Origin of the sequence: Cryobacterium sp. Hh7 (genome assembly GCF_004403155.1) — a bacterium.
In the GTDB taxonomy this organism is placed as follows: Bacteria; Actinomycetota; Actinomycetes; order Actinomycetales; family Microbacteriaceae; genus Cryobacterium; species Cryobacterium levicorallinum.
The window spans coordinates 20496-45159 of record NZ_SOHG01000064.1 but is presented as its reverse complement, the minus strand read 5'-3'; the positions used below and the strand labels follow the sequence as shown (position 1 = coordinate 45159).

The 24664-nt window shown below is 65.4% G+C and carries 22 protein-coding genes; 12 read left to right on the top strand and 10 right to left on the bottom strand.

Translation table 11 applies throughout. The features are described 5' to 3' along the window. Window positions 1–71: 71 nt before the first annotated feature. Complete coding sequence (locus tag E3T43_RS16790) at window positions 72–4913, top strand: NAD-glutamate dehydrogenase (protein WP_134473239.1); 4842 nt, start codon at window positions 72–74, stop codon at window positions 4911–4913. Window positions 4914–4977: 64 nt separating this feature from the next. On the opposite strand, the gene E3T43_RS16785 is transcribed toward E3T43_RS16790, so the two are convergent. From E3T43_RS16785 to E3T43_RS16770, 4 genes are all read right to left on the bottom strand, one after another. Further along, window positions 4978–5247 (bottom strand): hypothetical protein, encoded by a 270-nt coding sequence (locus tag E3T43_RS16785; protein ID WP_134473238.1) that lies wholly within the window; start codon window positions 5245–5247, stop codon window positions 4978–4980. Window positions 5248–5391: 144 nt separating this feature from the next. After that, window positions 5392–5715 carry a hypothetical protein gene (locus tag E3T43_RS16780; RefSeq protein ID WP_134473237.1) on the bottom strand — a complete coding sequence of 108 codons (324 nt, stop codon included), beginning with the start codon at window positions 5713–5715 and terminating at the stop codon, window positions 5392–5394. A 56-nt stretch (window positions 5716–5771) separates the two neighbouring features. Next, entirely contained in the window at window positions 5772–6044 is a 273-nt protein-coding gene (locus E3T43_RS16775; protein WP_134473236.1) for a glutaredoxin domain-containing protein, read from the bottom strand. Window positions 6045–6093: 49 nt separating this feature from the next. After that, window positions 6094–6390: a hypothetical protein gene (locus E3T43_RS16770; RefSeq protein WP_134443615.1), complete on the bottom strand. Its 297-nt coding sequence runs from the start codon at window positions 6388–6390 to the stop codon at window positions 6094–6096. A gap of 61 nt (window positions 6391–6451) precedes the next feature. On the opposite strand from E3T43_RS16770, the gene E3T43_RS16765 reads away from it, so the two are divergent. Next, window positions 6452–6742 (top strand): hypothetical protein, encoded by a 291-nt coding sequence (locus E3T43_RS16765; protein ID WP_134473235.1) that lies wholly within the window; start codon window positions 6452–6454, stop codon window positions 6740–6742. A gap of 49 nt (window positions 6743–6791) precedes the next feature. Here the strand turns inward: E3T43_RS16765 and E3T43_RS16760 are convergent, their stop codons facing one another. Together E3T43_RS16760 and E3T43_RS16755 are read right to left on the bottom strand one after the other, a co-directional pair. Continuing rightward, on the bottom strand, window positions 6792–7574 hold the full coding sequence (locus E3T43_RS16760) for an ice-binding family protein (protein ID WP_134473234.1): 783 nt from the start codon (window positions 7572–7574) through the stop codon (window positions 6792–6794). 247 nt (window positions 7575–7821) lie between these two features. Further along, a complete protein-coding gene (locus tag E3T43_RS16755) occupies window positions 7822–8421 on the bottom strand; it encodes a histidine phosphatase family protein (RefSeq protein ID WP_134473233.1) in 600 nt (199 codons plus the stop codon). 207 nt (window positions 8422–8628) lie between these two features. Here E3T43_RS16755 and E3T43_RS16750 point away from each other — a divergent pair, with 207 nt between their 5' ends. Together E3T43_RS16750 and E3T43_RS16745 are read left to right on the top strand one after the other, a co-directional pair. Beyond that, window positions 8629–9948: a short-chain fatty acid transporter gene (locus tag E3T43_RS16750; RefSeq protein ID WP_134473357.1), complete on the top strand. Its 1320-nt coding sequence runs from the start codon at window positions 8629–8631 to the stop codon at window positions 9946–9948. 115 nt (window positions 9949–10063) lie between these two features. Continuing rightward, a complete protein-coding gene (locus E3T43_RS16745; RefSeq protein ID WP_241979052.1) occupies window positions 10064–10825 on the top strand; it encodes an endonuclease/exonuclease/phosphatase family protein in 762 nt (253 codons plus the stop codon). 20 nt (window positions 10826–10845) lie between these two features. Here E3T43_RS16745 and E3T43_RS16740 read toward each other — a convergent pair whose 3' ends face one another. Next, window positions 10846–11589, bottom strand: coding sequence for a sulfite exporter TauE/SafE family protein (locus E3T43_RS16740; protein ID WP_134473232.1), 744 nt, complete (start codon window positions 11587–11589; stop codon window positions 10846–10848). 139 nt (window positions 11590–11728) lie between these two features. On the opposite strand from E3T43_RS16740, the gene E3T43_RS16735 reads away from it, so the two are divergent. Both E3T43_RS16735 and E3T43_RS16730 read left to right on the top strand, forming a co-directional pair. After that, window positions 11729–12409, top strand: a complete 681-nt coding sequence (locus tag E3T43_RS16735; RefSeq protein ID WP_134473231.1) for an HAD-IA family hydrolase — start codon at window positions 11729–11731, stop codon at window positions 12407–12409. Between the two features lie 187 nt (window positions 12410–12596). After that, entirely contained in the window at window positions 12597–13421 is an 825-nt protein-coding gene (locus tag E3T43_RS16730; protein WP_166791361.1) for a DarT ssDNA thymidine ADP-ribosyltransferase family protein, read from the top strand. 327 nt (window positions 13422–13748) lie between these two features. Here the strand turns inward: E3T43_RS16730 and E3T43_RS16725 are convergent, their stop codons facing one another. After that, window positions 13749–14306 (bottom strand): MOSC domain-containing protein, encoded by a 558-nt coding sequence (locus E3T43_RS16725; protein WP_134473229.1) that lies wholly within the window; start codon window positions 14304–14306, stop codon window positions 13749–13751. 139 nt (window positions 14307–14445) lie between these two features. On the opposite strand from E3T43_RS16725, the gene E3T43_RS16720 reads away from it, so the two are divergent. The 6 genes from E3T43_RS16720 (at window position 14446) to mgrA (ending at window position 19700) form a co-directional block, all read left to right on the top strand. Beyond that, entirely contained in the window at window positions 14446–14733 is a 288-nt protein-coding gene (locus tag E3T43_RS16720; RefSeq protein WP_092448804.1) for a hypothetical protein, read from the top strand. A 144-nt stretch (window positions 14734–14877) separates the two neighbouring features. Next, entirely contained in the window at window positions 14878–15366 is a 489-nt protein-coding gene (locus E3T43_RS16715; protein ID WP_134473228.1) for a Dps family protein, read from the top strand. 36 nt (window positions 15367–15402) lie between these two features. Next, window positions 15403–16407 carry an acyl-CoA dehydrogenase family protein gene (locus E3T43_RS16710; protein ID WP_134473227.1) on the top strand — a complete coding sequence of 335 codons (1005 nt, stop codon included), beginning with the start codon at window positions 15403–15405 and terminating at the stop codon, window positions 16405–16407. Further along, window positions 16401–17825, top strand: a complete 1425-nt coding sequence (locus E3T43_RS16705; protein WP_134473226.1) for a PIG-L family deacetylase — start codon at window positions 16401–16403, stop codon at window positions 17823–17825. The genes E3T43_RS16710 and E3T43_RS16705 overlap by 7 nt, the downstream gene beginning before the upstream one ends. Further along, entirely contained in the window at window positions 17822–18610 is a 789-nt protein-coding gene (locus E3T43_RS16700; RefSeq protein ID WP_134473225.1) for a glycosyltransferase family 2 protein, read from the top strand. The genes E3T43_RS16705 and E3T43_RS16700 overlap by 4 nt, the downstream gene beginning before the upstream one ends. 64 nt (window positions 18611–18674) lie before the next feature. Beyond that, window positions 18675–19700 carry an L-glyceraldehyde 3-phosphate reductase gene (mgrA, locus tag E3T43_RS16695; RefSeq protein WP_134443627.1) on the top strand — a complete coding sequence of 342 codons (1026 nt, stop codon included), beginning with the start codon at window positions 18675–18677 and terminating at the stop codon, window positions 19698–19700. Between the two features lie 155 nt (window positions 19701–19855). Here mgrA and E3T43_RS16690 read toward each other — a convergent pair whose 3' ends face one another. Both E3T43_RS16690 and E3T43_RS16685 read right to left on the bottom strand, forming a co-directional pair. After that, on the bottom strand, window positions 19856–22528 hold the full coding sequence (locus E3T43_RS16690) for a DEAD/DEAH box helicase (protein ID WP_134473224.1): 2673 nt from the start codon (window positions 22526–22528) through the stop codon (window positions 19856–19858). Between the two features lie 2 nt (window positions 22529–22530). Continuing rightward, the gene (locus E3T43_RS16685) at window positions 22531–24645 is read right to left on the bottom strand and encodes a S9 family peptidase (RefSeq protein ID WP_134473223.1); all 2115 of its coding nucleotides are present in this window, start codon (window positions 24643–24645) and stop codon (window positions 22531–22533) included. Window positions 24646–24664 lie beyond the last annotated feature (19 nt).

The window sequence follows — 24664 nt, the reverse complement described above, 5'->3', positions numbered from 1 at the left end:
AGTCCGACGGGGTACACCGAAGTACCCGTTGCAGGAGCCCCGCGCAGATATTTGATGGAGGCGTTTTTTCGATGTCGTCTGGTTTCACCCCAACGGGTCTAGCCCCGGTAGACCCCACACTCGAGTCGTTCATAACTGATTATTATGAGCATTTGACGGACGAAGACGCGGCGCACTATTCCCCGCCAGTATTGCAAGCCCGAGCGCGAGCCCATTGGAAGGTCGCGCAGTACCGGGTGCCCAAAACGGCCTCGGTCGAGATTCAGAATGAGCCCGGACGCAGCGTCATCTATATCGTCACCGACGACATGCCCTTCCTGGTGGATTCGGTCACCGCCGAGCTGGTGCGCCAGCACTCCGCCATCCACCTCGTCGTGCACCCGCTGCTCATCGTGGCCCGCAGCAAGGCCAGCAATGAACTCGTCGACATCAACCGCATTCCGGCCGGTGTTGGCGTCTCCAGCGGTGATACCTCGGCGATGCCCAATATTGCCCACCTGATCGCCACCGGCGATGACGCCTCGCACCTCGAATCGTGGATCGCCATTGAGATCGACAGCGCGACCGACGAGGAGCAGGCCCTGCTGGTGGCGGGCGTGACAGCCGTTCTCGGCGATGTTCGCGCCGCCGTCGCGGACTGGCCGCTCATGCGCACCAAGGCGATGCAGATCGCAAACGCCCTCGACAAGGTCGTCGGCGCCGATCAGGTCAAGGACCTCGCCCAAACCCAGCAGCTGCTGCACTGGCTCGACGAGGGCAACTTCACCTTTCTCGGCTACCGCGAATACAACCTCGAGACGCAGGACGGCGAAGACGTCCTCACCCTGATCGACGGCAGCGGCCTTGGCCTGCTGCGTTCCGCCGACGATCGTCACCAGATTCAGCATCTAACGGATGCCGGCCGGCAGAAAGCGCGCGAGCGCACCGCCCTGGTGATCACCAAGGCCAACTCGCGCTCCACCGTGCATCGCCCCGCCTACTTCGACTACATCGGCATCAAGAGTTTCGACGCCGCCGGACAGGTCAAGGGAGAACAGCGCTTCATCGGCCTGTTCGCCGCGAGCGCCTACACGAGCTCGGTCACGGCCGTGCCGGTGCTGCGCGAAAAGGTCAAGGCCGTCATGACCGAGGTCGGTTTTCCGCTCGAGTCGCACAGCGGCAAAGACCTGCTCGGCATTATGGAAACCTACCCGCGTGACGAATTGTTCCAGATCGAAGTCCCCGACCTGATCACCGCGTCGCTCGCCATCCAACGTCTGCAGGAGCGCCGACGCACCCGGCTGTTCCTGCGCCCCGACATCTACGGCCGGTTCATGTCGGCCCTGGTCTACCTGCCGCGTGACCGCTACAACACTGCCGTGCGGCTGCGCATTGAGAAGGAATTGCAGGAGACCTTCCATTCGGAGGCCCTCGACTTCGAAGCGCGCATGACCGAATCGGCACTCGCGAGACTGTTCTATCGCATCCGCTTGCCCAAGGATGTCGCCGCCGACACGGTCGATGCCGCCGCCCTGGAACACCGTCTCGCCATGGCCGTGCGGTCCTGGCCCGAGGGGATCAGCGACGAACTCCGCGAGACACACTCGGTCGAGGAAGCCGAGCGCCTGGCCGCTGTCTGGGCTGAAGCTTTTCCCGATAGCTACCGGGTTGACTATGAAATTGCCGATGCCCTCGAAGACATCGGGCGGTTCGAGGCCTGCGCTGCGCCGGTGAGAGCATCCGTTGACCCGCGCACCCGCCCTGGACTGCACGTCTACCGGCCTCACAGCGTCGGTGACCCCGCCGAAGACGCCCGCATCAAGCTGTACATGACCGAACCGAAGAGCCTCAGCCAGATTCTGCCGTTTCTGCAGAACCTTGGCATCGAGGTCCTCGACGAAGTGCCGTTCGACATCGAAACCGCTGACGGGCGCCGCTTCTACCTGTACGACCTGGGCCTGCACTACCCGGCCGGAGTCGACCCGATCGCGACCGGGACTCTGCTGGCCGACTCGTTTGGTGCTGCGATCAGCGGAGCCATCGAGTCCGACAGCCTCGATCGCCTGGTTCTGCAGGACGGCCTGCCGTGGCACCGCGTCGTCATCCTGCGCAGCTACGCCAAATATCTGCGCCAGATCGGCAACACCAACTCCTACGGTTTCGTCGCCAACGCCCTGCTCGCCAACCCGGCCGTTACGCGTGGCCTGGTGTCACTATTCGAAGCCCGATTCGACCCAGATCTCGCCGACGATGAGCGGATGCTGCGCGTCGCCGACGTGCGCGACCAGCTCACCCTGGCCATGGAGCAGGTCGCGACCCTCGACGCCGACCGGGTGCTGCGCACCCTGATCACGCTGATCGAAGCGTCGCTTCGCACCAACTTCTTCCAGTACAAGCCGTATCTCAGCATTAAACTCGATCCGTCGCAGATCGAGCAGATGCCCTCACCGCGACCGATGTACGAAATCTGGGTGTACTCGCCGCGGGTCGAGGGCGTGCACCTGCGGTTCGGCAAGGTTGCCCGGGGTGGCCTGCGCTGGTCGGACCGCCGCGAGGACTTTCGCACCGAGGTGCTCGGGCTGGTCAAAGCGCAGACGGTCAAGAACGCCGTCATTGTGCCGACCGGTGCCAAGGGCGGATTCTTCGCCAAGAAGCTGCCAGATCCGGCACTGGACCGGGCGGCGTGGATGGCCGAGGGCATCGCGAGCTACCAAACCTTCGTGCGCGGGCTGCTCGATTTGACTGACAACCTCGTGGCAACGCCCGAGGGTGAACGGGTTGTTCCGCCGAACCGCGTGGTCAGCCACGATGACGCGGACACCTACCTCGTCGTCGCGGCCGACAAGGGAACAGCCTCGTTCTCGGATATCGCCAACGAACTCGCCGCAGAGTACGGTTTCTGGCTCGGCGACGCCTTCGCCTCTGGCGGTTCGGTCGGATACGACCACAAGGAGATGGGCATCACGGCCAAGGGCGCCTGGGAGTCGGTCAAACGCCACTTCAGCGAGCTCGGCGTCGACGCCCAGTCCGAGGAGTTCACCGTGGTCGGCGTCGGCGACATGTCCGGCGACGTGTTCGGCAATGGCATGCTGCTCTCCAAGCACACCAAGCTCGTCGCGGCCTTCGACCATCGCCACATCTTCCTGGACCCGACCCCCGACCCGGCGCTTTCCTTTGCCGAGCGCAAGCGGTTGTTCGAACTGCCGCGTTCCTCCTGGGCCGACTACGCGACCGACCTGATCAGCGCCGGCGGCGGCGTCTTTCCGCGCCAGTCCAAGGTTGTTCCGATCTCGGCCGAGGTACAGGTCGTGCTCGGTTTGCCCGAGGGCACGACGCACCTGAGCCCGCCGGAGCTGCTGCGCGCAATTCTGCTGGCCCCGACCGATCTGCTCTACAACGGCGGAATCGGCACCTACGTGAAGGCCAGCACCGAGACCGCAGCGCAGGTTGGCGATAAGGCCAACGATGCCATTCGTGTCGACGGCAAGGACCTGCGAGTCAAGGTCGTCGGTGAGGGCGGAAACCTCGGCTTCACCCAGCTCGGGCGCATCGAAGCTGCCCTCAAGGGTGTCATTCTCAACACGGACGCGATCGACAACTCGGCCGGAGTGGACTGCTCCGACCACGAAGTCAATATCAAGATTTTCGTGGACCGTATGGTCGCCGCCGGCAAGCTCGACCCCGCCGAACGGGCCGAGTTTCTGGCCGAGATGACCGACGAGGTCGGCCGCCTGGTTCTGGTCGATAACGTCGATCAGAACATTCTGCTGCTCAACGACCGGGTCCTCGTCAACAACTGGAGCCCGAGCTACGAGCGCCTGATGAACTGGCTCGAAGCATCCGGCGACCTGCAGCGTGAGCTCGAGGCACTGCCGACGACGGCCACGCTGCGCGAGCGCCTCGACCAGGGTCAGGGGCTGACCAGCCCCGAGCTGAGCGTGCTGGCGGCCTACGCCAAGATCGAACTGGCCAACGCGCTGCGCGACAGCGATCTGGCCGATGACCCGTGGTTCGGCAGCACCCTGCGCCGGTATTTCCCGACGCACCTGTCTGAACGTTTCGATGCCGAGTTGGATACGCATCCGCTTCGCCGGGAGATCATCGCGACGGTCGTAGCGAACGACATGATCAACCTGGGCGGCATCACCTTCGCGTTCCGCACGATGGAGGAGACGTCGGCGAACCAGGCGACGATCGCGCGGGCCTTTGTGGCCCTCCGGGAGATTTTCGAGTTGGACGAGATGGTCGACGAGCTCAACGCGTTGCCGTCATCGTTCCCGACCGAGAAGTGGACGGCGATTCACCTCGACATTCGTCGGCTGCTCGACCGTGCGGTGCGTTGGCAGGTTAACCACGGGGGCAATATGCCCGTCGCCGGTGTGATCGCAAAGTACCAGCCGCAGGTCGCGCTGATGCGCGAGCACCTCGGGGAGTACCTGCAGGGCGCCGACCTCAAACGCCTCGAAACCCAGCAGGAGCAGGCCAGGGAATGGGGCCTGCCCGACGATCTCGGCCGCCGCTGGTCGGAACTCTTCGAGGCGTACGCGCTGCTGGACGTGGCCAAGGTCGCCGCCCGGTCCAACCTTCCGGTCACCGAAGTCGCGGCCATCTACTATGCGGTGTACAACCGGTTCGGTGTCGACAACCTGCTGGAGCGCATCACCAAGCTGCCCCGCAAGGACCGTTGGCAGGCCCTCGCCCGTGCTGCCCTGCGCGACGACTTGTACTCCACGGTCGCCGACATGGCCAGGTCCGTGCTCGATGAAACGGATGCCGGCGCCCCCGACGAGCGCCTCCTCGCCTGGGAAGCACTCAACGCCGAACAGCTCGGCCGGGCGCGCAGCGTGTTCGAGGAGGTCAACTCCCTCGCGCAGGACGACATGGCGTCCCTGTCGGTCGCCGTGCGGCTGCTGCGCTCCATCGTGCGCCGCTGACCGACTAGCCCGCTGAAGCGCTGGAGCATCCGTTCGAGGGTGCTCCAGCACGGGGCCGAGGCTACTAGAAATCCCAGCCGCGCGCCGGCAGATTGTCCAGCCAGTCGCCGAGGGCACGCGTCGTATTGTCGGTACGGAAGGGACTGGGTCTCGGCGGTTCTAGCGTGCGCGGTGCGGATTGCTGATCGACATCGACGGCCGTCAAGGCGATCACGGCGATTGGTGGAAGATCTATCCCCACGGCAGCGGACGCCCCGCCGGAAAAGTCGCTTATCGGGTGTAGAAATGTGTGGAACATCGAAAACCCCTCACTCAGTGCGATCGAAATCGCCACCGGGGTCCGGGGTGACAGCTCAACGCTACGCGCAAAGCTGACATATAGTCAGGTTCTTGTGTTAATGGGACGAAAAAACTTCGTTTCTCACCGTTCGGCAGACGCTGACCAACAGAACGACTCGATCGCCAGCTAGGTCGGCTTCTAGGCCAGCGCGTAGATCAGAAGGGCGATGGCCATCCACAGCGGCATGGCTACGACCAGCAGGATCAGGCCCACCCACTGCAGTCGGGTGTACGGCTGGTCGGCGTTGCCGCGTTTGCGCGTGCGCGCGATATCGACCGCGGAGATGACCATGCCGATGAACAACAGCGGTGACACGGTGAGCAGTGCAAAAATCAAGCGAGGGTCGGCTGAAAGCGATGCGCAGACGGCGACACCGAGCGCGCCGTACAGCACAAACAACACGATGCTCACCCACAGCGAGAGCGGAAGGCGGCGAGTCGGCTGGATGATGGATGCGTGCATGGTGCGACCCCCATTGGTAACTGCGATTTATGACAGTAGCACGCGGGTGAGACCCCTCAGCTGATGCGGCCGAGCGCCACGAGCTTCGTGCGCACCTCGGCGTCGCTCGGCTCCACCATGTGCGTGTCGTCGGGAAACACAATGACCGGAATGTTGGTGCGGCCGCTGATGGCGCGGGCGCGGTCGGCGCCATCCTCGACGAGCAGCAGGTCGACATAGTCGTAGTCCACCTCGAGGCGGTCGAGCAGTGACTTGGAACGACGGCAGTCACCGCACCACTGGGCTCCATACATCGTGATGCGAGCAGCGGGGGCAGGGGTTTCAGTCATGCCAACGATCCTAGGCGGCGCGCCTGTGTGCCGCGGGTGGACATCCGTTTCAGTCGTGCAGGTGGTCAACCTGCCAGCCGGTGGACTGCTCCAGCAGGTCCAGAATATTCTGAGCGGATGCCCGCGCCTCGGCCGCGCCGCGCGTATCGACGACGTCGATCGCCAACGGCAGGCTTTCGCCGAACTTGGCAATCTCCACCTCGACCCGACCGCCGTCCGGCAGTGCGATGAACGCGTCCGCGGCCGATGTACCACTGACCTCTCGGCTGAGTGCGGTCGCGATGGCCCAGAGGGCATCGGGCTTGGTGCGCTGAACCTGGGCAACGATCGTGGCCGTGAAAGTCATGGGTCTCCGAACTTGGGGATGAGGGACCCAATCAGTAAAGCAGTACCCGTACCCTGAAACCATGCCTTCTTATCGCGTCACCATGAGTATCGACTCCCTGCACCCGGGAACGGAGCCCGCCTCGGTCGTGCCGCGGGCCGCAGCGGCGGCGGCCGAATTCACCACGGTGGAGGCCTCCGACCTCACCATCGTCGCCGGTGCGGCCAGGGTCATCGTGCGTTTCACAGCGGATGACGCGGCGTCGGCCCTGCGGATCGGCGCCCACGTGGTGGCGGACCTGCGCGTCGTCGCCGAGTTGCGGGCGTCCCTGGTCACCGAGCGTGTGAAGGGTACCTGGGTGCCGTTGCGCTGAACCGGTGAGGGCGTGGGGACGATACGTCACCCACGCCTGCACCTGCTCGTTACTCGACGGGCGCAGTGACCGTGTTGCTCTGCAGCGTGACGGCCGTCTGAGCCAGCAGTCGACCGTTGATGCTCGCTCCGGTCTTCAGAGCGATCATCGTTTGGCTGAGAATGGTGCCTTCGAAGTGTGCGGTCGTACCGATCGCGACGGACCCGGCCACCTGCCAGAACACGTTCTTCGCCTGCGCATCGCCGGCCAGAATCACGTTCTGGGCTGAGGCTTGCTGCAGGTCCTTGGAGATCTGGAAGATGAACACGTCGGTCGAGGATCCGGTCAGTGTGACATCGGTGGAGATGTTCACATCCGTGCCCCACTTGTACAGACCGGGAGTGAGAGTCAGACCACCAATTTCGCCGGCGCCCAGGTTGATGAAGTCGGGGGTCGTTCGGCCGGCGGCATCGGTGTACGCGAGTTCGACGTCGCTAACGGCCGTGGTGAGATAGGTGTCGTCGGTCACCTTGCACGAGGGGCCTTCGGCGTCCACGGAGTAGATCGTTCCGGTGAGTACCTCGGGGCAGGTGAGGTGGATAGCGGCACCGGTGATGGGGCTGGAACCGACGTTTCCGCTGACGGTCGAGGCGTAGACATCCGTAATTCCGGACTTCGACAGGACGGCAAAAGTCCCGGCCTCGCCGAGGTCGACGGCGGCTCGTGGTGCAGTCTCGGCGGCGACGGCGACGGCTCCGCCGACTCCGATGCTGCCGACGCCGACTATAGCAACGGCGAGCAGGGCGCCGAGAAGTCGCTTGCGCGACGGTGAAAGCTGTGTGAACGTGCTCATGTGATTTCCCTCTCGAAGGACCCGCACGGTGCGGGCCGGGGCAGGGCCACGCGCTGGCGTGGCCACCGATGCTGTACATCGGGTTTCTCTGGTTGATCGGGCTCGCGGGTAGAAGGCGCCCCCCGAACCCCCGCGATCGATCCCTCCGGGCATGCTACTCGTATGTTTGTTCGCACGCACCGACGACAACGGTTCCAACGCATAGAATCTGTCTAACCCCAGACTAGGGCTATTGGTCCGTGCAGCGTCAGACGACCGGATCCATCGAGCTCAGGTGGCAGGCGTCGTTCCACATCTGCAGCACCCGGTTCTCGCGTTCCCAGCCGAGGGTGGAGACGGTCGCAGTGCCGAGGCTGAGGTTCTTGCCGGCGATTGCCGGTAGCCCCATCCAGCGCGCGGTCATGATGCGCAGAAAATGCCCGTGGGCGAAGACGGCGACGCGGCCCTCTGCGGTGAGGCATTCCTCGATCGCGAGGTCGGCTCGCGCCCCCACCTCATCGACGGTCTCACCGCCCACAATTGGGTTACCCCACACGGTCCAGCCGGGTATCTCAGAGCGGATGTCCACGGTGCGGCGGCCCTCATAGACCCCGTAGTCCCATTCGAGCACGTCGTCGCTCGCCACACCCTGGCTGGAGTACCCGGCCCGCTCCATGGTCTCCCAAGCGCGCACGAGCGGGCTGGAGTAGACCCGATCGAAATGCTGGCCGTCCAGCATCTCGCCGAGGGCATCCGCTTGTTGACGGCCGAAATCGGTCAGTGGAACGTCGGTGCGCCCGGTGTGCTGGCCGGAAATGCTCCATTCCGTCTGCCCGTGGCGAATAAGAACGATGTCGTTCTGGGTCATGCTGCTCCCTCGCGGTTGCCGCTGTGCGGCAGGTCAAGTCTACGTTTCGACCCAGCCACAGGTGCCCCGACGGGGGAGCGAACGACCCGCCTGCTACGTTTAATACGCCAGTGCAGGCGCCCTGAGCGACAATGTTGTAGCAATTCAGGGGGAACCATCGTGTCAACTGCCACCGAGAAGCGCGCCAGCGGCCCAGCCGCTGCGTTCATGCGCCCGATAAATTCGCTCGTCGAACGATTCATTCCGAGCGCGCTCGTATTCGTGATCGTGCTGACCGTGATCGTGGCGATTCTGGCCCTGGTGCTCACCGATTCCGGCCCGATCGATGTCGTGCGGAGCTGGGGCGACGGTCTCGCGGGGCTGCTCGCCTTCATGACCCAGATGGCCCTCGTGCTGCTGCTCGGGCACATTCTGGCCAACACGACCCCGGTGCACCGGCTGCTGGTTCGTCTGGGTGCTGTGCCACGCACGGCGCTTCAGGCCTACGTTTTCGTCTTCACCGTCGCCGCGGTGGCGTGCCTGATCACCTGGGGCCTCGGCCTCGTGGTCGGGGGGCTGCTCGCCAAGGAGGTGGCTTTTCAGCTGCGCGCGAAGGGCGTTCCGGTGCACTTCCCGCTCCTGGTCGCCGCCGGCTACTCCGGCTTTGTGATCTGGCACATGGGATATTCCGGGTCGGGACCGCTCACCGCCGCCACCGAGGGCTCCTTCCTGGCCGAGCAACTGGGTCGCACCATTTCGCTCAACGACACCACATTCTCGCTGTGGAATATTTTGGCGGCCGTCGCCACCATCGTGGTGGTCGCGCTGGCGCTGGCCCTCGTCGCCCCGCGACGTAACGCCCCGATCTTCGTGCTTGAGGTCGATGCCCGCGATAAGCAGGTCGCCGAGGAACCGGTCGTGACGCCCGCTGACCGCCTCGATGCCAGCCGCATAATGACCCTGATCGTGGGGCTTGCCCTCGTCGCCTACCTGGTCGTTCACTTCGTCGAGGGAGGAACCCTCACGCTCGATATCGTCAACTGGACATTCCTCGCGCTCATATTCCTGCTGGTGCGCAACCCGTTCGAGCTGATTCGGCTGACCAAGGATGCCGCCTCCAACGTCGGCGATATCCTGCTGCAGTTTCCGCTGTACGCCGGCATCCTCGGCATGATGGTCGGATCCGGGCTGATCGGGGTATTCTCCGACTTCTTCGTGAACGTGTCGACTCCGGCGACGTTTGGCGTGATGGCGTTGCTGGCGGCCGGACTGGTGAACTTCTTCGTGCCCTCCGGCGGCGGCCAATTCGCCGTGCAGGGCCCGATCATGCTCGACGCGGCCGAACGGCTCGGCGTTGACCCCTCCGTCGCCATCATGGCCGTCTCCTACGGCGACCAGTGGACCAACATGATTCAGCCGTTCTGGGCGCTTCCGCTTCTGGCGATCGCCGGGCTGAAAATGCGCGACATTCTTGGTTACACCACGATCACCTTTCTGGCGGCCGGCCTGGTCTTCATCGCGACGATGTTCATAGTCGGTGCCGGCTAACCCGGCGCAGACTGGATGCCGCCTGCGCATATCCCAATTTGCGATAGAAGTTCAATTTCAACGCGGGAGAGAGCCGTAGGCTTGTCTCAAAGCCATCAAGTCTGAGACGGGTGCCATGAGGGTCATTAGTTACAACCTCCGCAAGAATCGTGCCAGCGGCGAACTGGTCGCGCTGTCCGAGCGTTACAGTCCCAACATTCTCTGCCTGCAGGAATGCAACACCATCGACCTGCCGGCCGAGGTCGGCACTCTGCACCTCGCCGACGCGACCCGGCGCAACCGGCTGGGCCTGGCCATCTACTACAACCGGGACCGCTACACGGCGATCAAGACGCAGGCCTTCGCGCTGAAGAAATCCCTGCATGATCACCTGGCGGCGCCGGCACACGAGCGCCTGATCGCCACCCGCCTGATCGACAACGTCGCCCAGCGTGAGCTCGTCGTCGCATCCTTTCACGCAGCGCCGCTGACCGCGCTCAACTCCCTGCGCCGCAACCAGATTCGCACCGCCCACGAAGAGCTCAGTCTGCTCGGCCCCGGTCTGCCGACCCTGATGGTCGGCGACTACAACTACCCGATCTTCCAGGGCAAGCTCGGCAACAAGGTCAACCAGTCCGGTTACGACCTGACCCTCAGCGACACCCGCACCTACACCCGGTACAAGTTCTTTCGCGGACACTTCGACCTCGCAACCTCGATGGGCCTGGCGATCACCAACGTGGAGACCCTTCCGCAGGGCACCTCAGATCACATGCCCATTCTGGTGACGGCCACCTACCCCGATAAACAACCGATGCAAACGGATGCCGCGCATCACCTGGCCCATCCCGCTACCGGTGAGTCCGTCACGGTCGAAGGCGCCGACTTCACGATCTAGCCCCGCGGCGTCTCGCGCGGTCAGGCGAGCAGTTCGAGCACGCCGCGCACGATCGTCGCAAACGACCCGAGATACGCCACGATCACGAGCAGGCGGCGGGCTACGTGCGGCTCGATCACCCGCGACAGCAGGTCGCCGATGATGAGCCCGATGATGCAGGCACACCCAATCAGAATCCACACCAGCACGGGCAGCTCCGGCACGCCGGCGGATCCGAGGGCGAATTTGGACGACAGCGAGGCCAGCCCGATGGTCAGAAAGTACGGCTGCATGGTCGCGGCGAAGGACCGCTGCGGCCAGCCTGTGGCGATCGCGTAGATGCTCACCGCCGGGCCGCCGACGCCGGCCGTCGTGTTCATGACCCCGCTGGTCATGCCGGCCATCACGCGAAAACTCAGCCGGTCCCGCACGACAACCCGGCCGAGATTCACCGATACGGTCAGCCCGGCGGCCACGAGTACACCGATCGAGATCTCAAGCCAGGCCACCGGTACGAACTGCAAAACGTAGGAGCCCGGCACGATGCCGATCACGGCGCAGACCGCCAGAATTCCGTAGCGCCGCCAGTCCACGTCTCGAAACACGCGCGTCAGGATCACGCCGGCGGTAAGCGCCCCGCAGACGTTGACGACGATGACGCCGTCAATCGGCCCCAACAGCAGCACCAGAAAGGGCGCAGCAACCAGGGCGAACCCCATGCCGGTGATGCGCTGCATGCTCGAGCCGATCAGCACGGCCGCAATCACCAGAACGGTCGTCCACACGGTACGGTCTCCCAGCTCGGTTGTTGCACCCAACGATACCGGCCCAGACCACACCAACCGACGTCGCGGACGCGTGGGCTACCGTTAATGCGGGGCCGCCGCACGGCAGTCACCCGACAAATCGACGAAAGGACAGTGGATGCCCCACGCGAGCTTGCCCACCGAGAACGTTCTGCAGGGGCGCACCTTCGATGCCGTGCTGTTCGATATGGATGGCACCCTCATCGACTCCACGCCGGCGGTCGACCGCTCCTGGGCTGCCTGGGCGCGGGAATGGGGCGTGGCGAAGGACGACACCGCCCACGGCCGTCCGGCGCGCGACATTATCGAGGAACTGGTACCGGCCGACCGGGTAGACGAAGCCATTGCCCGCGTCCTCGCGCTCGAAACAGCCGACACGAACGATATCACCGTGCTGCCCGGCGCCGCCGCGCTCATGACGAGCCTGCCCGAAGCCCGGCGCGCGATCGTCACGTCCTGCGCCCGGCCGTTGGCCGAAGCGAGGCTGGCAGCATCCGCTTTTCCGGCACCCGCGGTGATCGTGACCATCGATGACACTCCGAACGGCAAGCCCGAGCCCGACCCGTTTTTGGAGGGGGCGGCGCGGCTTGGCGTAGACCCGAGCCGCTGCCTGGTGATCGAGGACGCACCCGCCGGTTTACGGGCCGGTCGCGCCGCCGGCTGCACCACGATCGCCGTCGCCGGAACCTACCCAGCCGCCGAGCTCGACGCCGATCTGGTCGTGCCCGGGCTCGACTCTCTGCGCATTGAGGTCACGCCTGACGGTTTGATCGTTCACGTGGAGTCACCGAAAAGCTAAGAACGGTCACCGCCCGGGCCCAAATGAACGTAACGTTGATAGGCGGTATGCACGTTCGGCTTTTCCGGGTGGCGCGAGTACGCGAAGAGAAAGGTTTTGGCACTTGGACGACGAATGCATCCACGGACTTGAGGGCAAATTGTGCGCCCTGTGTTATCCCAAAGTCGTTACTGAGCCCTTGGTGCCGGTGAAGAAGACCCGCGCTCCCAAGTTGTCGTCCCTGCGCGACCCGCTGCCCACGGCGGCTACACCGCCCGCCCGCGCGGCTCGCCCGGTTCGCGTGGCCGGCGCTCCCCGCCCGGTGCGCGCCGAGAAGGTCTCGACCGACAACGTCGACGAGCAGCGCGTGTACCACCTCACCCACATCAGCAACCTCGCCGCCATTCTGCGCGACGGATGCCTGTTCGCCAACGCTGCGCTCACCACCCGACCTGCCGTAGACATCTCGGCGCCCGCCACGCGCGAATCGCGTCGCGACGCCCTCGTCGCTGGAACTGACCGTAGTGTCGCCGAGTACGTGCCGTTCTTCCTGTCGCCGAATGCCACCGTGTGGGAGAGCATTCGTGCCGAGTCCACCGACCCGCGCCTGGCCCTCGACGCCCACGGCTCCGAAGCCTTCGCCTTCGTCATGCTCGTGAGCACCGTGAAGAAGATCAACGACGGGCTCGCCGCTGTAACGGCTGCTTCCACCACCGACGACGAGACCCCCCTCGTTCCCAGCCTGGTCGCCGTCACCAACGGTGATGCGGCCGGATCGCTCACCCGATTCGGTGCCACACCGGCCACGGCCGAGCGCATGCTGCAGACGCTCCGCGCCGAAGTCGACGGCGCGATGATTCTCGAAGCCGAGCTGCTCGTGCCCGATGCTGTCCCGATGGAGCTGGTGACGCTCATCGGCGTCTGCAACGACAATGTGCGCGAGACGGTTCGGGGCATCCTGAAGGCGAGCGCGTTCAAGCCCAAGGTCGCGGTCTACCCGCCGTGGTTCCACAGCTCGGCCGACGCCGAGTAGTCCGACCCTTTTCTGTCCCGGGCCCGGGCCCGGAAACGGGGCCCATGTTCTATCGTGGGCCCCGTTCCCTAAGGTGGGCCCGGATGCGGATGCGGATGCGGATGCGGATGCGGGGGCGGATGCGTGCGTGGGTCCGACCGTGATTGTGATCCGGTGTGCTTCGCTAGGTTCGCGGACGGTCAGGAACGCAATCGTGGCTCCAATTCTGCCCGGGCCCGGGCCCGGAAACGGGGCCCATGCTCTATCGTGGGCCCCGTTCCCTAAGGTGGGCCCGGGCCCGGATGTGGGCGTGGGCCCGGTCGCGGGATGGCCCGGCTATGGGTTCTGCTACACGACCCCGAGGGGCACGTGTTCGCCGGCGGGTAGCTCCACCCGAATGCCGTCGCCCGGGTTCACGACCCCGCCGGTGACGACGACGCCCATGATGCCGCCGCGGCGGTGCACTGTGCCGACGGCATCCGTTGTGATGAGTTGCTTCATCAGGCCTTTTTGGTAGCCGTTGATGAGCGAGCACGGGCTGCGCATGCCGGTGATCGAGACCACGGCCTCGGCGCCGAGATGCAGCCGGGTGCCGAGCGGTAGGGTCATCAGGTCGATTCCGGCGGTGGTCACGTTCTCGCCGAGCTCGCCCGGTGTCACGGTATACCCGGTCGGCACGAGGTCGTCGAACAGCTCGGCGGCCATAAAGTGCACCTGGCAGAGGTTCGGTGCCAAGGGGTTGCGCTTCTTCGCGTAGCGGTGCTGCACGGTGACTCCGGCGTGGGAATCGCCCTCGACTCCGATTCCAGCCAGCAAACGGATGCTGCCCACCGCCGGCTTGCTGAACCGGTGCAGGTCGTCTCGGCTGACCGAAACGACCGTGCCGGGGCGCTTGTCGTGTCTCATGCAGACGATTCTGCCACAGGCGCACGCGCGTTCGAAGGCATGCCAGCAGCCCTGTAACCGGATACGTCACCGTGTCTGTGTAAACCCGTTGACGCGGCACCGCCCGAGGCCTACATTGCATCAATGGAAAGGTTTCTCAATGACCAGTGTTGCGCCCGCCAATAACGACCAGCCCAACGAATCCGCGTCCGTTTTTCCGCGCGCGGAAGACGTCGCGCCGCACATTGCGCGTCCGTACCGAGCTCTCGAACGCGAACTGGAACGGGCGGTACGCGATCGGGTGGAGGTCAACCTCCGGGTGACCGCGGCGGTCAACGCCATGCGCGACGGTGGATGCTCCTGGGCCGACATTGCACGAATTCTCGGCACCGCTCCGCAGACCGCACACAAGAAGTACAGCAAGCCGCGCCCGCCGCGAGGCGACTGAGGGGCAGGCAGCCATCAGCACGCCCGAAAACCGGGGGCCACACGTCGCGTCAGCGGTCGCCCAATGGGGGTGGTGGAATTCTGGACCAGATTCGCCTCCGTTGATATAGTCTCGAGTCAAATTCCCCCCAATTGAGAGGACACCATGAAAGCCTCAGAAACACTCAGTAATAACCTGCAGTCCGTTCTGGTCGACCTGATCGAGCTGCACGTGCAGGGAAAACAGGCGCACTGGAGCGTCGTTGGAAAGAACTTTCGCGACCTGCACCTGCAACTCGACGAGATCATTCTCGATGCGCGCGAATTCTCCGACGAAGTAGCCGAGCGGATGCGCGCCCTTGACGCCATGCCCGATGGCCGCAGCGAGACGGTCACCAAAACCACCCATCTGCCCAAGTTTCCCGATGGCGAAGTCGACACGGCGGAGACGGTGACGCTCATCACCGAACGACTCGATGCCACCGTCGACAATATTCGCAAGGTGCACGATGAGGTCGATGAGGAAGACCCCACGAGCGCGGATATTCTGCACGCGTTCATCGAGAAGCTCGAGCAGTATTCCTGGATGGTCAGCGCGGAGAACCGTAAACCGCGCAAGCGCGCAGCACTGAAATCCGCCTCGCGGGCGTCGTAACACATCGGTTGATGCCGCGTGGGTCGAGGGGGAGTAATGAGGCTTGAATCGCAGCTTCCACCGGCCCCGCTCAGCGCCGCTGCAATGGAGGTCAACGGTGACGCGCAGCGGGCGATTGCACTGGCGAGCAGTCTCGCATCCGTTCCCCGCCCGGGGGAGGGAAAAACGGCCGTTCTGTTCGACACACTGTGCACGCTCGCGTCGGCCGACCTCACGGCAGCACGAGTGGCCGAGGCGCACCTTGATGCGCGGGCGATTCTCGCCCAGGCCGGCCAGGACGCCCAGCCCGATCACACCTGGGGCGTGTTCGCCGCGGAGACCGCCGGCACCGTGCTCACAGCGACGCGAGAGGGCGACCGCTGGCGGCTCGACGGCACCAAGCCGTGGTGCTCCCTCGCGGGACTGCTGACTCACGCGCTGGTCACCGCCCACGTCGGCGACCACGGCAGACGCTTGTTCGCCGTCGACCTGCGGCAGGCCGGCATTACGGTACATGACGAGCTGTGGATCGCCCGCGGCCTGCCGCAGGTGAAGAGCGGCCCGGTCGATTTCGACGGTGTTGGGGCCGATGCCGTTGGTGATGAGGGCTGGTACCTGCGCCGGCCTGGGTTCGCGTGGGGCGGTATCGGAGTCGCCGCCGTGTGGTGCGGCGGTGCCGTCGGCTTGGCGCGCACCCTCTACGACTCGACCCAGGGGCGCGCCCCCGACCAGATTGCGCTCGCCCATCTCGGCGCTGTCGACGTGGCCGTGACCACTGCGGCGACGGCGCTGGCCGCGGCCGCTGCCGCGATCGATGCCGGCGAGGCCGACGGACCGGCCGGTTCCCTCCTGGCCGCCCGGGTGCGCGGGATCGTCGCCCGCGCGGCCGAAGACGTCATATTCCATATCGGGCATGCCCTCGGACCGGCGCCGCTGGCCCTGAACGATCGGCACGCGCAGCGGGTCGCCGATCTGCAGCTGTACGTACGCCAGCACCATGCCGAGCACGATGACGCTGCGTTGGGACGCATGCTCGTAACGAAGGGGAGTGCACCGTGGTGACATTCAGCAACCTCGGTGGCGGAACACCCGAGAAGATCTGGGAGGCAGCGAACTGGCCAGACCGGTTCGCCACGCTGAGCACGGACGGGCTCGGCCGTCTCGTCGTGATCGCAGCGCATCCGGACGACGAAAGCCTCGGCGTTGGCGGATTGATCGCGCACGTTGCGGGGCTCGACGTGCCGATCGTGGTCATCGTACTCAGCAACGGCGAGGCGTCTCACCCGAACTCCCCGACCCACGACCAGGCCAGACTCGCCCAGATCCGCCGCATCGAAGTGACGGATGCTCTCGCACACCTGGCACCGAACGCGCAGGTGCACCTGCTCGAGCTCCCCGACGGCAAACTCGCCGAGCACATCGACCTGGCCGCCGGGGCGATCATCGAGGCGATCGGCGACGTGGACGCGTCGACCTGGGTGGTGGCACCGTGGCGAGCCGATGGGCATCCGGATCATGCGGCAGCCAGCGCGGCCGCCGACCGAGCCGCACGAGAACGCAGCGCCCGCCTGTTCGAGTACCCGATTTGGGCCTGGCACTGGTCAAACCCGGATGCCCCCGTCTGGTCGGACTCCACCGTGCGCATCTTTGATCTGCTGCCGACCGAGCGCAAGGCCAAGGCGCGCGCTCTGGCGCTGCATCGCAGTCAGGTCGGCCCGTTGTCGGATTCGTTCGGCGACGAAGCGATCCTACCGGCCGGTTTTCAGGAACATTTCATGCGCACCTTCGAGACCCTCATCGAGGTGACCGTGAAAAAATCCGGAGGTGCGCCAGCGCGCCCGCAAACGGATGCCCCCGCACCCGCCGACCCGAATCACACGCTCACGACCGGGTACTTTGACTCGATCTATTCCTCGGGTCCGGATCCGTGGGGGTTCGAGACCCGCTGGTATGAGAAGCGCAAACGAGCCGTCCTGATCGCGGCGCTGCCCCGGCAGCGCTTCGGCGCAGCCCTCGAACTCGGCTGCTCGAACGGTGTGCTCACGGCCGAGCTCGCCGAACGGTGTGACACCGTGCTCGGCATTGATCTGATCGAACAGCCGCTCAGCATTGCACGAGCGCGACTCGCCGGCCAGCCCGGCGTGAGCTTTGAGCGGCGAACGGTTCCGGCGGACTGGCCGGAGGGGGAGTTCGACCTGATTGTGCTGTCCGAGGTCGGATATTACTGTTCCAGTGCCGACCTGCGGCGACTGCTCGAACGCTGCCGGGCTAGCCTCGCCCCCGACGGGGTTCTGGTGGCCTGCCATTGGCGACACCCGGTAGCGGAGTGTCCCCTCACCGGCGATGCTGTGCACACGCAGCTCACCCACGTGGTCGGGCTGCAGCGCACCGTGCATCACCTCGAACGCGACTTCGTGCTCGAGGTGTATGAACCCCGGCCTGCACTCTCGGTCGCGCAGCGCGACGGCCTCGTGCCGTGAGCGTACAACCAAGTCGGTCGAGCCCCGAATTCGTCACCATCGTGGTGCCGGTGCGCAACGAGGAGGTCCTGCTGCCGCGCGCCCTGACAGCACTCGCCGTGGCGATCGACGCGCTCACCGTGCTGCCTCAGCCGGACCGCCCAGCGGTGTCGGTGCTGCTGGTCCTGGACCAGTGCACCGATTTGTCGGCCCGAGTCGCCGCACTCTGGCCCGACTTCGACCGAGTTGAAATTGAGGCCGGCGCCGTCGGCGTGGCGCGTCGGTTCGGTGTGCAGCGCGCGCTGCGCCGGCTGGAAGCGGTCTCGGCGTCGGGTGCGGCGGCATCCGCTGTGGGTGATGGCCAAGCCGAGCGAATCTGGATCGCCAGCACCGACGCGGACTCGGCCGTGCCGCCGAACTGGCTGATCACCCAGTTGGCGTTTGCCCGCAACGGTGTCGATCTGGTGCTCGGAACGGTGCATCCCGACAACGACCTGGCCGCCCACGAGCTGGTGAACTGGGAATCCCTGCACACGATCGGTGAGGGGCATCCGCACGTTCACGGCGCCAATCTGGGCGTGCGGGCTGATCGATACCTGGCCGCCGGCGAATTTGCTCCGGTCGATCGCGATGAAGACAGGCTTCTCGTGGCAGCCCTGCGTGAACTGGGGGTCGCCGAGGCACGCACGGCGTTGATTCCGGTGCTGACCTCGGGGCGACGCGTCGGCCGAGCCCCGGCGGGATTCGCCGAGTACCTGCGCGAACACATCAACCCCGATTGGGCTGACACCGAAGCGGCGCACTGATTCGCAGGCCAGCTTTCGTACAAGCCTCTGGCGTGGCGTGGCCTGAAAGTGGAAGAATAATCGAATGACTTATCTTCCCAATGACTCTCGATATGAGTCCATGCCCTACCGTCGCGTCGGACGCAGCGGCCTCAAACTTCCCGCCATCTCCCTCGGACTGTGGCAGAATTTCGGCGATGACAAGCCGCTCGCAACGCAGCGGGCCATTTTGCGCCGGGCCTTCGACCTCGGCATCACCCACTTCGACCTCGCCAACAACTATGGCCCCCCGTACGGCTCAGCCGAAACGAACTTCGGTCAGTTGTTCCGCGAAGACTTCGCCGCCCACCGTGACGAGGTCGTGCTCTCGACCAAGGCCGGCTACGACATGTGGCCGGGCCCCTACGGAAACTTCGGCAGCCGCAAGTACCTGCTGTCGAGCCTCGACCAGTCGCTCGGCCGCATGGGCGTCGACTACGTTGACATCTTCTACTCCCACCGCGCCGATCCAGACACCCCGCTCGAAGAGACGATGGGCGCGCTGCACACCGCCGTCACGAGTGGCCGCGCCCTGTATGCCGGGATCTCCTCGTACTCGCCGGAGCGCACCCGCCAGGCCGCGGCGATTTTGGCCGACCTCGGCACACCGTTGCTGATTCACCAGCCCTCGTACTCCATGTTCAACCGGTGGGTTGAGGGCGATCTGCTCGATACCCTCGAAGACATCGGAGCCGGTTGCATTGCGTTCTCGCCGCTGGCGCAGGGCCTGCTCACCGACCGCTACCTCGGGGGAATCCCTTCGGACTCCCGCGTCGCGCGGGAGGGTTCGGCCAAGAAGTCCATGGTGAGCACCGAGGCGCTCGTGCACATCCGGGCGTTGACCGAGATCGCCGTCGAGCGCGGTCAGTCGCTCGCCCAGATGGCCCTGGCCTGGGTCCTGCGCAATTCCGAAGTGACCAGCGCGCTCGTCGGCGCATCATCGGTCGCCCAGCTCGAAACGAACGTGGGCGCTCTGCAGAACCTCGAGTTCAGCGCTGCGGAGTTGACCGCGATCGACGTGCACGCCGTCGACAACGGCATCAACCTGTGGGCAGCCTCAAGCGACGTCTAGCCCCTCCCGCCGGCTCTGTTCCGGGCCGGCCACGTGGCTAATTCAGGAAATCCGCGGGATCGCGCCAGCCCGGCCCGTATTTGCGGGTCTGGCTGGCTAGTTCATCGGGTGAGTTCCTGAATTACCCACTGGAAGTGTCTGACCAGGGGCGGCGGTCAGGGCTCGAGCAGGCCGCGAATGTCGTCGGCGGTCAGCGCGGTGCTGAACAGGGCGTCGTCGTCGAGCACCGCGCTGAACAGCTGCGCCTTCTGGGCCTTGAGCGCCATCACCTTCTCCTCGATCGTGCCGGTCGCAACCATCCGGTAGACCATGACGTTGCGGGTCTGGCCGATGCGGTGGGTGCGGTCAACGGCCTGCGCCTCGGTCGCCGGATTCCACCAGGGGTCGAGCAGAAAAACATAGTCGGCTTCGGTGAGGTTGAGGCCGAATCCACCGGCTTTCAGGCTGATCAGAAACACCGGGGCCGCGCCGCTCTTGAACCGGTCGATCACCTCGCTGCGCCGTAGCGTCGACCCGTCGAGGTAGCAGTACGGAACGCCCAGAGCGTCCAGCCGGGCGGCGGCGAGCTTCAGAAACGACGTGAACTGGCTGAAAATCAGAGCCTTGTGCCCCTCGGCGATGACGTCATCGAGCTGCTCGAACAAGGCGTCGAGCTTGCTGGAGCGCACGCCGGCATATTTCTTATCGACCAGCGAGGCGTCGAGGCTCAGCAGTCGCAGCAGGGTGAGTGAGCGAAAAATAATGAAGCGGTTCTTGTCGAGGTCCTCGATCAGCCCATACAGTTTCTGCCGTTCGCGCTGCAGGAACGTGTCGTAGAGCTTCTGGTGCGCCGGGTTCAGCGCGATCTGCAGTTCCTGTTCCTGTTTCGGCGGCAAATCGCGGGCGACGACCTCTTTGGTGCGGCGCAAAATCAGCGGGCGGATGCGCCGGCGCAGCTTGGCGAGGCGCTCCGGGCTCGATCCACGGGTCACCGGTCGCACGTAGTCCTCGGTGAATTTGCGCGCGGACGCGAACAGTCCGGGTGCGACGATGCTGAACAGCGACCACAGGTCCATCAGGTTATTCTCCAGCGGAGTACCCGTGATCGCCAGTTTGAACGGTGTGTTCAGCTCTTTCGCGCAGGCGTAAGCGCGGCTGGTGCGGTTCTTCACGAACTGCGCCTCGTCGAGGATGAGGCCAGCCCAATTCAGGGCTTGGTAGGCGTCGAAGTCGAGACGGAACAGAGCGTAGGAGGTGACGAGCACGTCGACGTCGGCGGCGGCATCCGCTAGCTGCGTGCGGCTTTTGGCCTCGGTCGCCGTCACCGTGCGTATCCGCAGCCCGGGAGCGAACCGGGTGGCTTCGTTCAGCCAGTTCATGACAACGGATGTCGGCGCCACCACCAGAAACGGCCTCGAGTCGCGCGCGTGCACCAGCAGCGCGAGGGTCTGCAGGGTCTTGCCGAGCCCCATGTCGTCGGCGAGCACCCCGCCGAGCTGGTGCTTCCAGAGGAAGGCGAGCCAGGTGAACCCCTCCTGCTGGTAGGGGCGGAGGGTCGCGTGCACGCCAGCGGGGAGGTCGACCGGGTCGATCCCGGTCAGATCTTTCAGACCGGCGGCGGCCGCTCGCCACGACACGGCCGGAACGGTCTCATCGGCGAGATCCTCAAAATCGCTCCACAGGCTGGCCTGATAGCGGCTGATGCGCAGGCCGGTCTCCCATTCGTGCAGCGCGCGGGCCTCGTTGATGAGCTCGTGCAGCTGCTCGAACTCGGGGCTCTGCAGCGAGAGATAGCTGTTGTCGACCAGTTTCAGGCGGGTCTGCCCCTTCGCGAGGGCTTTGAACAGTGGGCCGAACGGCACCGTGATCGCGCCGACCGTGACGATCACGCCGAGGTCGAACCAGTCGCGCTGGTCGGTCTCGACCGTCGTGATCACGAGGTGGGGCGTTTCGGTGCGCTCAAAGTCGTCGGGCAGCACCTCGGGAAAGCGCACCGAGGAATCCAAGCTGGTGACCGCGACCGTGCGCTGCAGAGCGGGGTAGATTTCGCCGAGGAACTCGACCGTGTCTTCGGCGGGAACGCTCGCCGCCTCGACCTGCCCGACCAGGTGACGCTGTTCGCCGCTCAGCGGGCCGGCGGCCGGAGCGAGCGTGAACACGGTCGGCGTGCCGAAGCGCACGCTGTAGATACCGTGGCCGGCGATGACTCCGGCGGCCTCGAGCGGATGGTCGACGCCGTCGATCTGCAGGCGGGACTGCAGGAGCAGCGGGCCGGCAGCATCCGTTTGCGAGGCGTCGAGACTGATCTCGGCGAGCGAACCGATGCGCACGACGACGTCTTTTTTGTTGCCGACGAAGCCGATGCCGAGCTGCTCGGCCTCGCGCAGCAGCGGCCACAGCAGCGGGCTGGTGAAGTTGTCGAGGTAGATCCAGTCGGTTTCCTGGCTCGTGTAAACCTCGCGCACGGCCTTGTACAGGGCCGCGAACTGGGAGATCCAGCGGTGGTGTTCGGGGTCGAGGTTGAACCGGTTGAGCTGAAAAGTGAGGTGGCTCCAGGTGACGTTGCTGCGCACCCAGTTGCCCTGCGCATTGTGGATGACCGGGCGAACGCCGAGCCGATAGTCGCCGTGCCCGGCCACGAGCGCCTTCACCGGTTTAGCGGTCGGCCCGCGCCAGCGGTCGTTGGTGCGCGGAGTCTGCTCGCGCAGCTCGAACTGCAGCCCCATCGGCACTTTCGGTCCCGTGGCCAGCGGTCTCGGCTGCCCAAAATTACCGATCCGCGGGCCAGCAGATGCCGGCGGTTCCCCCGGCAGCACCAGCCGCTTCCAGGCTGGGGTGCCCTCTGACATTTCTAGCTCTCGGGCACGTTCAGGCCGGCGGTGTCGAGCACCCAGGCGTAGTTGAACGCGCGTTCGTGCCAGGCACTGTACCGACCGGAGACTCCTCCATGGCCGGCCGACATTTCGGTCTTGAGCAGGGCATCCGCTCCCACCTCGCGCAGCTTGGCCACCCATTTGGCCGGCTCCACATAGAGCACCCGGGTATCGTTCAGGCTGGTCACGGCGAGAATCGCCGGATAGGCGACGTTCCGCACATTCTCGACGGGGGAGTAGGACTTCATGTAGGCGTACACCGCGGCGTCGTGCAACGGGTCACCCCATTCATCCCACTCGATCACGGTCAGCGGCAGGGACGGGTCGAGAATCGAGGTCAACGCATCGACGAACGGCACCTCGGCGAGGATGCCGGCGAACAGCTCGGGCGCGAGGTTGGCGACGGCGCCCATGAGCAGTCCGCCGGCGCTGCCGCCCTCGGCGACCAGCCGGGCCGGGGTGGTGAAGCCTGCGTCGATGAGGTGCCGGGCGCAGCTCACGAAGTCGGTGAAGGTATTGCGCTTGGTCGTGGTTTTACCGGTTTCATACCAGGTGCGGCCGAGTTCGCCGCCGCCGCGCACGTGCGCGATGGCGAAGATCATGCCGCGGTCGAGCAGGCTGAGCCGGGCGATGCCGAAGCCGGGGTCGATGCTGTGCTCGTAGGATCCGTAGCCGTAGAGCAGGGTCGGCGCCGGGGTTCCGGGCGTGACGAGGTCGCGGCGGTAGACCAGCGAGATCGGCACCCGGGTACCGTCCTCGGCGGTCGCCCACTCGCGGCGCTGCTCATAGAGCGCCGGATCGTAGCCGCCGAGCACGGGCTGCTGCTTGAGCAGACGTCGTTCGCCGGTCGCGACGACGAGGTCGTAGACCGTTGACGGGGTGATGAAGCTCGTGAAGCCGAACCGCAGGGTCGGCTGGGTCCACTCCGGGTTGCCAGCTGAACCGACGGCAAACAACGGTTCGTCGAAGTCGAGCTCGGTCAGGCCGCTCGCGTCGTGTCGGTCGATGGCGAGGCGGGTGAGGCCGTCGCGGCGGTACTCCACGACGAGAAAGTCGGCGAAGGCATCGACGCTTTCCAGCCGGATCTGCGGGTCGTGCGGCAGCAGCATCCGCTTCTCGCCTTGCGGGTCTGCGGCTGCGACGCTGACCAGTTCGAAATTGACGGCCGCGCCGCCGTTGTGCACGATCAGCAGGCGGTCTTCCCCGGCGATCACGGCGTGCTCGACATCGTATTCCACGTTGTCCTGGCGCGGCCAGACCACGGCGAAGTCGCCGGTGGGGTTGCTGGCGTCGAGCACCCACGATTCGGTCGTGACGCTGGACCCGGCCTCGATCATGAGGAATTTGCGGCTGCGGGTGATGCCGACGCCCACCCAGAATCGTTCGTCGGGCTCGTGAAAGATGCTGGCGTCAGCGACTTCAGCGGCGCCGATTTCGTGCCGCCACACGGTGTCCGGGCGCCAGGCGTCGTCGACGGTGGTGTAGAAGAGGTAGCGTCCGCTCGGGTCGAACAGGGCGCCGGCGCTCGTGTTTTCGATCGTGTCTGGCAGGTTCTCGCCGGTCGCGATGGTGCGCACCCGAATCGTGTAGCGTTCGTCGCCCTCCACGTCGACGGCGTAAAGCAGCTGCGTGCCGTCGTCGCTGAGGTCGAAGCTGCCGAGCGAGAAGAACTCGTGGCCGGCCGCTTCGACGTTGTCGTCGAGCAGGATCTGCTCGCCGGGCACGCTCTGGTTGGTGCCGAGCACGGGCGCCGCCCAGTCATCCGGGCCGCTGATCGGTGCACGACAGTGGATGCCGTATTCCTGGCCCTCGACCGTGCGGGTGTAGTACCAGAAGGCGCCGCGACGCACCGGAACGCTCAGGTCGGTCTCCTGGGTGCGGTTCTTGATCTCGGTGAAAATCTGCTGCCGGAGTGGTTCCTGGGTGGCGGTGCGGGCCTCGGTGTAGCTGTTCTCGGCCTCGAGGTGGGCGATGACCTCGCGGCTGTCCTTGTCGCGCAACCACTCGTAATCGTCGACGTAGACGTCGTTGTGGTGCTCGCGGCGTTGCGGCTTCTTGGTTGCCAGGGGAGGGGTGATCGGGCCAGAGGTCATCCCCCCAGCGTAGTTTGCC

Coding starts and splice junctions, on each gene's coding strand:
- E3T43_RS16715 (WP_134473228.1), top strand. CDS start 14,878: ATGAAAGCCTCAGAAACACTCAGTAATAACCTGCAGTCCGTTCTGGTC.
- E3T43_RS16750 (WP_134473357.1), top strand. CDS start 8,629: ATGCGCCCGATAAATTCGCTCGTCGAACGATTCATTCCGAGCGCGCTC.
- E3T43_RS16710 (WP_134473227.1), top strand. CDS start 15,403: ATGAGGCTTGAATCGCAGCTTCCACCGGCCCCGCTCAGCGCCGCTGCA.
- E3T43_RS16755 (WP_134473233.1), bottom strand. CDS start 8,421: ATGACCCAGAACGACATCGTTCTTATTCGCCACGGGCAGACGGAATGG.
- E3T43_RS16765 (WP_134473235.1), top strand. CDS start 6,452: ATGCCTTCTTATCGCGTCACCATGAGTATCGACTCCCTGCACCCGGGA.
- E3T43_RS16775 (WP_134473236.1), bottom strand. CDS start 6,044: ATGACTGAAACCCCTGCCCCCGCTGCTCGCATCACGATGTATGGAGCC.
- E3T43_RS16685 (WP_134473223.1), bottom strand. CDS start 24,645: ATGACCTCTGGCCCGATCACCCCTCCCCTGGCAACCAAGAAGCCGCAA.
- E3T43_RS16720 (WP_092448804.1), top strand. CDS start 14,446: ATGACCAGTGTTGCGCCCGCCAATAACGACCAGCCCAACGAATCCGCG.
- E3T43_RS16780 (WP_134473237.1), bottom strand. CDS start 5,715: ATGCACGCATCCATCATCCAGCCGACTCGCCGCCTTCCGCTCTCGCTG.
- mgrA (WP_134443627.1), top strand. CDS start 18,675: ATGACTTATCTTCCCAATGACTCTCGATATGAGTCCATGCCCTACCGT.
- E3T43_RS16760 (WP_134473234.1), bottom strand. CDS start 7,574: ATGAGCACGTTCACACAGCTTTCACCGTCGCGCAAGCGACTTCTCGGC.
- E3T43_RS16690 (WP_134473224.1), bottom strand. CDS start 22,528: ATGTCAGAGGGCACCCCAGCCTGGAAGCGGCTGGTGCTGCCGGGGGAA.
- E3T43_RS16790 (WP_134473239.1), top strand. CDS start 72: ATGTCGTCTGGTTTCACCCCAACGGGTCTAGCCCCGGTAGACCCCACA.
- E3T43_RS16745 (WP_241979052.1), top strand. CDS start 10,064: ATGAGGGTCATTAGTTACAACCTCCGCAAGAATCGTGCCAGCGGCGAA.
- E3T43_RS16725 (WP_134473229.1), bottom strand. CDS start 14,306: ATGAGACACGACAAGCGCCCCGGCACGGTCGTTTCGGTCAGCCGAGAC.
- E3T43_RS16735 (WP_134473231.1), top strand. CDS start 11,729: ATGCCCCACGCGAGCTTGCCCACCGAGAACGTTCTGCAGGGGCGCACC.
- E3T43_RS16770 (WP_134443615.1), bottom strand. CDS start 6,390: ATGACTTTCACGGCCACGATCGTTGCCCAGGTTCAGCGCACCAAGCCC.